The 5,555-nt window shown below is 72.2% G+C and carries 4 protein-coding genes and 1 pseudogene; 3 read left to right on the top strand and 2 right to left on the bottom strand.

Annotated elements, in window-relative coordinates:
- The 3 genes and pseudogenes from HW445_RS17070 to HW445_RS17060 form a co-directional block, all read left to right on the top strand.
- The coding region (locus HW445_RS17070; RefSeq protein ID WP_257231125.1) for a hypothetical protein at positions 1 to 699 on the top strand (699 nt) is incomplete at its 5' end.
- Positions 700 to 730: 31 nt separating this feature from the next.
- Positions 731 to 1,099, top strand: a pseudogene (locus tag HW445_RS33600) (VOC family protein); the annotation flags it as partial.
- A gap of 167 nt (positions 1,100 to 1,266) precedes the next feature.
- Positions 1,267 to 2,769 carry a DUF4246 domain-containing protein gene (locus HW445_RS17060; protein WP_180221869.1) on the top strand — a complete coding sequence of 501 codons (1,503 nt, stop codon included), beginning with the start codon at positions 1,267 to 1,269 and terminating at the stop codon, positions 2,767 to 2,769.
- 135 nt (positions 2,770 to 2,904) lie between these two features.
- Here HW445_RS17060 and HW445_RS17055 read toward each other — a convergent pair whose 3' ends face one another.
- Complete coding sequence (locus tag HW445_RS17055; RefSeq protein WP_180221870.1) at positions 2,905 to 3,774, bottom strand: class II glutamine amidotransferase; 870 nt, start codon at positions 3,772 to 3,774, stop codon at positions 2,905 to 2,907.
- A gap of 141 nt (positions 3,775 to 3,915) precedes the next feature.
- Entirely contained in the window at positions 3,916 to 5,337 is a 1,422-nt protein-coding gene (locus HW445_RS17050; RefSeq protein WP_180221868.1) for a glutamate decarboxylase, read from the bottom strand.
- Between the last annotated feature and the right edge of the window lie 218 nt (positions 5,338 to 5,555).

The raw sequence follows: 5,555 nt of genomic DNA, 5'->3' as shown, positions 1-5,555 counted from the left end.
CACGTCGCGTGGCTGCTGCGCCGTGGCATCTCCGGCTCCACCTTCGGCGGCGGCACCGCCGACCAGCTCCCCGCCCGCGGCGCCCTCGGCCTCGCGGCCAAGGCCGCCGTCGACGACGGGCATGCCGACGCGGTCACCGGCTTCCGCACCGAGGCGATCGAGCGGACCGCCGACGGCCTGGTACTCGTCGCGGAGGACGGCCGCCGCCTCGACCCGGTCGACGAGGTGATCGTCCTGACCGGCCTGCGCCCGGATCTGTCCTTCCTCTCCGAGATCCGCCTGCACCTCGACGAACGCCTCGAGGCTCCCGTGGAGCTCGCCCCGCTGATCGACCCCAACCAGCACTCCTGCGGCACGGTCTACCCGCACGGCCACCGCGAACTCGCCCACCCGGAGCAGGACTTCTACCTCGTCGGCCAGAAGGCGTACGGCCGCGCCCCGACCTTCCTCGCCCTCACCGGGTACGAACAGGTCCGCTCCGTGGTCGCCGCCCTCGCAGGGGACATCGACTCCGCCGACCGTGTCGAACTCGTCCTTCCCGAGACCGGCGTCTGCGGCGGCGCCGGCCTCTTCGACACGCCCGACGCCCAGCAGGCCGACAGCGGCTGCTGCGCCGCACCCGCACCCACCCCCGTGCCGCGGCTGATCCAGCTCGGCTCTCCCGCCGCCCCGGCCGCCTCCGGCGGCTGCTGCGGCTGACCTTCCCGTCCACCACATCAGGAGGCTCGCCCTGTCACGTGTACAGCTCGCCCTCCGCGTTCCCGACCTCGAAGCCGCCGTCACCTTCTACGGCAAGCTGCTCGGCACGGAGCCCGCCAAACTCCGCGACGGCTACGCCGACTTCGCCGTCGCCGAGCCCCCGCTGAAGCTCGTCCGCCTCGCCGGGGTCGGCCTGGCCACCGCCGTGGAGAACGACACGACCTGCTGCCACGCGCTCCAGGACAAGGTGTGGGTCACCGGCCCCGGCTCCGAGCGGTGGGAGGTCTACGTCGTCAAGGCCGACGTCCCGGCGGCGGAGTCCCCCTCCTCGCAGGGCGACGCCTGCTGCGTCTCGCCCACGGAAACCTCGAAGGAGGCTGCCGCGGCAGGCGCCTGCTGCCGACCGTCCATGGCCGCCCTGACGCGCAGGCTCGGCCACCGGCCGGCCCCCTCGCCGGCGGTGCCCGGCCGGCGGTGACGGGTCGCGGGTCCGCGCCGGGTCCGCGTGCGGTGTCCGAGTCCTGAAGTATCGTTCCCGCCGCCGAACGGATGGAAGGACCGAACGAATTGACCAGCCTGTCCCCTTTCCCGCTGCCCTTTGCCGGCTCCCGCACCGGTGCGTCCACGGCACCGCGGACGCTGCGGGAACTGCAGATCATGCGGTGCAGCGCGCAGATACGGGCGAAGCCGGAGTGGTTCACCAAGAGGCACGACGCCGCGATCGTCGCCCGGTGGACGCGTGAGGCGCTCGCCCAGGGTCTGACCGAGGCGCAGATGCGCTACGTGCTGGACGAGCTGGCGTACTACGCCGAGCTGCGGGACGAACACACCGGCATCGAGGTGTCCGCCGTCGACGGGGTGTGGCAGTCCGACACGCTGGTCGACGAGGAGCTCACCTCCCGGCTGCGCGAGGCGGTCCGGGTCCTGGAGGAGGTCCCCGAGGCGGAGAAGGACTGGCATCCAGGATCCGACGGACAGGTGCTGGACCTCGTCCATCCGTCGCTCTTCTGCCTGGTGCGCCGGGTGAGCGGCGTACCCGACGAGGCGTGGCCGAGCCCGGCGACCGGCGGTTCCCGCTACGAGCACTCCGAGCAGTTCCAATGGCTGCCGACGGACGTCGAGGTCGACGGCGAGGGCGACGTCGTCTTCCGTTCGTACGTCAACAACGTCCACCCCGTCGCCCATCGTGAACTCGCCTCCGTCCTCCCCGTCCTGTTCGGGCGCATGCGACCGCTGCTGGAGAGGGTGCTCACCGATCTGGTCCACCACCGGCCCCTGCGGATCGAGGCCGATCCCTACTCCTGGTACGACGAGACGGACGAGCCCGAGGAGCCGGACGACGACGATGACCATGACGACGAGGCCTACGAGGCGTGGGAGGACGCCTGGGACGAATGGTGGAGGAACCGCCGTCTGATCGTCCCGGACGCCCCGGCCTTCGTCCCGCCCGCCCTGCCCGACGACTCCGCCCGGGTCGACCTGCGCGGTCGTCGTCTCCAGGTCATCGTCAAGCTCGCCACGATTCATCTCGACCCGGACAAGCCCGAGTACGCCGGCGGCTCCTGGCACGTCGAAGGGATGATGAACGAACGGATCGTCTCGACCGGCATCTTCTACTGGGACAGCCAGAACATCACCGAGAGCCGGCTGGGTTTCCGGACGGCGGTCCACGAGCCGAGCTACGAGCAGAGCGACGACCGCGGCATCCGTGAGGTCTACGGTCTGGAGAACGACGGCCCGCTGAACCAGGTGCTGGGTTCGACGGCCACCCCGGCGGGACGCTGCCTGGCGTTCCCGAACGTCCTGCAGCACCAGGTCGGCCCGTTCCGCCTGGAGGACCCCACCCGGCCGGGGTACCGCAAGATCCTCGCGTTCTTCCTCGTCGACCCGTCGACGACGATCGTCTCGACCTCCGACGTACCGCCGCAGCAGCCCTGGTCCGACACGTCGACCATGACGCTGGAGCAGGCCAAGGAGTATCGCGAACAGCTGATGAAGGAGCGCAAGTTCTTCGTCGACGAGCACAACGAGCAGGTCTACGAGCGGGAGTTCTCCCTGTGCGAGCACTGATCCCTCGCCGCCGCGCCTCCCGCCGCCGCACCCGCGTGCACCCGGCGGCGGCCTGACCCCGCCCACGGGGCGCCCCACCCGTGGCACGCCCCACCCGTGGCACACTCCGGCCGCCGGGCCTCGGCCCGGCGGCCTTCAGGCGGCCTGCTGGGAGGCGGCCGCGGCGGGGCGCAGGTCGTCGAGGGTGAGCCGGTGGGCGGGGGGATCGGCCAGCGCGACCTCGCTGGTGACGCGGAGACCGGGGTCCACGCGGAGCAGTTCGCCGGGTTCCATCGCGCGCCAGTGGGCGTCGTCGTCCATGCGTTCGCTGGCCACGACGACGGCCGGGTGCTCGGCGAGGGCCGAGGAGTGGACGCGCATGCGGCCGTTGCTGCCGCTGTGGTCGAGGTGCCGGTCGCCGTGCACGCCGCCGGCCCGGCGCTCCAGGACGTACAGCTCGTGGGTGTCGGGGTAGCGCAGCGCCCACAGTTCCCGCGGGCTGACGAGGATCAGGTTCAGGGCGTAGACGGGCAGGTGGGCGGCGATCCAGCGGGCGGCCTGCCGGATGCCCTCGGTGACGTCGCCGCCGTGCCGTCGGGTCTCCCGGGTGATCAGGGCGAAGAACCGCTCGGAGTCGGTGTCGCCCCGCACCCGCGAGCGGTCCTCGCCCAGGTGGTCGTCGAGCCGGTCGAGGCCCTCGATGACGCCGTTGTGCGCGAAGAGGCGCCCGTCCTGCTCGAAGGGGTGGGTGTTGCGCGTGTCGAGGCTGCCGGTGGACGCGAAGCGGATGTGGGCGATGAAGGTGGACGACTCCTCCTGCCGGGCCTCCTGGGCGAAGGCGCGGTCGCGGTAGGCCGCGATGGGCGCCTTGTCGACGTGCGGGGTGCCGTCGGCGGTGAAGTGGCCGAGGCCGGTGCCGTCGGGGTCCCGGTGACTCTGCCGGCTCAGGCTGTCGGGGGCGTCTAGGAGCCAGAAGGTGGCGTGCGTACGCTGCGGGGCGCTGCTGAGGCCGAGAAGACGGCACACGGCCTTCACCTCCATGGGGTCGGCCGGTCCTTCGCGGTTCGCGTCGCGCCGGGCCGGCGGTTCGGGGTCCGTGGTCGGGGGGTGAGGGGCGGTGGTCGACGACGGCCGGGGTCCGTGGTCGACGACGGCCGGGGTCCGTCGTCAATGACGGCCGGCGCGGCGGGGGTTGCGGGTCTCCGCGCCGTGGGCGAAGCCGCCCGCCTCCTCGTCACGGTGGGGGTGGTGCTGGGTGTCCAGCCGGGGCAGGAGGCGGCGCAGGTCCGCCAGGAGGAGATCGGCCAGGTCGTGGCTGAAGCCGTTGCGGACCACGATGCGCAGGGCGGCGAGGTCGGTCCGGTCGGCGGGGAAGGTGTACGCGGGCACCAGCCAGCCGCGTTCCCGCAGGGCCGCGGAGACGTCGAAGACGCTGAAGTGGTCGATGCCCTCGCGCACTCGGAAGGCGAAGACGGGGATGTCGCTGCCGTCGGTGATCAGTTCGAAGGGGCCGAGCCGGGCGATCTCCCCGGCCAGCCGGGTGGCGACGTCGCGGCAGGTCTGCTGGACCCGCCGGTAGCCGTCGAAGCCGAGGCGCAGGAAGTTGTAGTACTGGGCGACGACCTGGGCGCCCGGCCGGGAGAAGTTCAGCGCGAAGGTCGGCATGTCGCCGCCGAGGTAGTTGACGTGGAACACCAGGTCGTCGGGCAGGGCGTCGGCGTCCCGCCACAGGGCCCAGCCGACACCGGGCATGACCAGGCCGTACTTGTGACCGGAGGTGTTGATGGAGGCGACCCGCGGCAGCCGGAAGTCCCACGGCAGGTCAGGGTCGAGGAAGGGGGCGATCATCGCGCCGGACGCGCCGTCGACGTGGAGCGGGACGTCGTGTCCGGTACGGACCTGGAAGTCGTCCAAGGCCGCGGCGATGTCCTCGACGGGCTCGTAGCTCCCGTCGAACGTGGACCCGAGCACGGTGACGACACCGATGGTGTTCTCGTCGCACCGCTCGACCGCCGTGTCGGGCGTGAGGTGGTAGCGGTCGCCCTCCATGGGCACGTAGCGGGGCTCTACCTCGAAGTAGTCGGCGAACTTCTCCCAGCAGATCTGCACGTTGCCGCCCATGACCAGGTTGGGCCGGTCGGTCGACCTGCCCTCGGCGCGGCGGCGGTGCTGCCAGCGCCGCTTGAGCGCCAGCCCGCCCAGCATGGCCGCCTCGCTCGATCCGGTGGTCGAGCAGCCCATCGCCCGGCGGGGGTCGTCGGCGTGCCAGAGCCGGGCGAGCATGTGCACGCACCGGGCCTCGAGTTCCGCGGTCTGCGGGTACTCGTCCTTGTCGATCATGTTCTTCTCGGCGCACTCGGTCATCAGCCGCATCGCCTGGGGTTCGGCCCAGCTGGAGAGGAACGTCGCCAGGTTCTGCCGGGCGTTGCCGTCGAGCATCAGTTCGTCGTGCACCACCTGGTAGGCGGTGTCCGGCTCCATCTCCCCGTCCGGCATCCCGTACCGGGGCACGCGTACGGGCTCACGGCTGAACACGGGGTTGATCTGCAGGTCACGGCTCTCGCCGTGGGCATCGTGCCGGACCGTCATACGCACTCGCCCTCTCCGCGGGGATGGGTATGCCTCCGGCGGGAGTCCCCCGCGGTGCCCGTCGTGAACCAGGCCGAACCGCGCCGGCGGCCTCCGCTTGCGGAACGGCGTCCCCCTCCGCGGCCCTTCCCCGCGCCGGACGGCGGTGTCCCGGGCAGGGGGGACGGGCGGCGGTTGCGTACCTCGGGCCCGCGTCGCCTGACGGCGCGGACGGCGGC

The organism is Streptomyces sp. UH6, assembly GCF_013421635.1.
Classification (GTDB): Bacteria; Actinomycetota; Actinomycetes; order Streptomycetales; family Streptomycetaceae; genus Streptomyces; species Streptomyces abyssomicinicus.
This window is presented reverse-complemented; position numbering and strand designations above follow the sequence as displayed.

Excerpts from the sequence above, each read along its gene's own strand:
- HW445_RS17050 (WP_180221868.1), bottom strand. The coding sequence starts at position 5,337 with ATGACGGTCCGGCACGATGCCCACGGCGAGAGCCGTGACCTGCAGATC.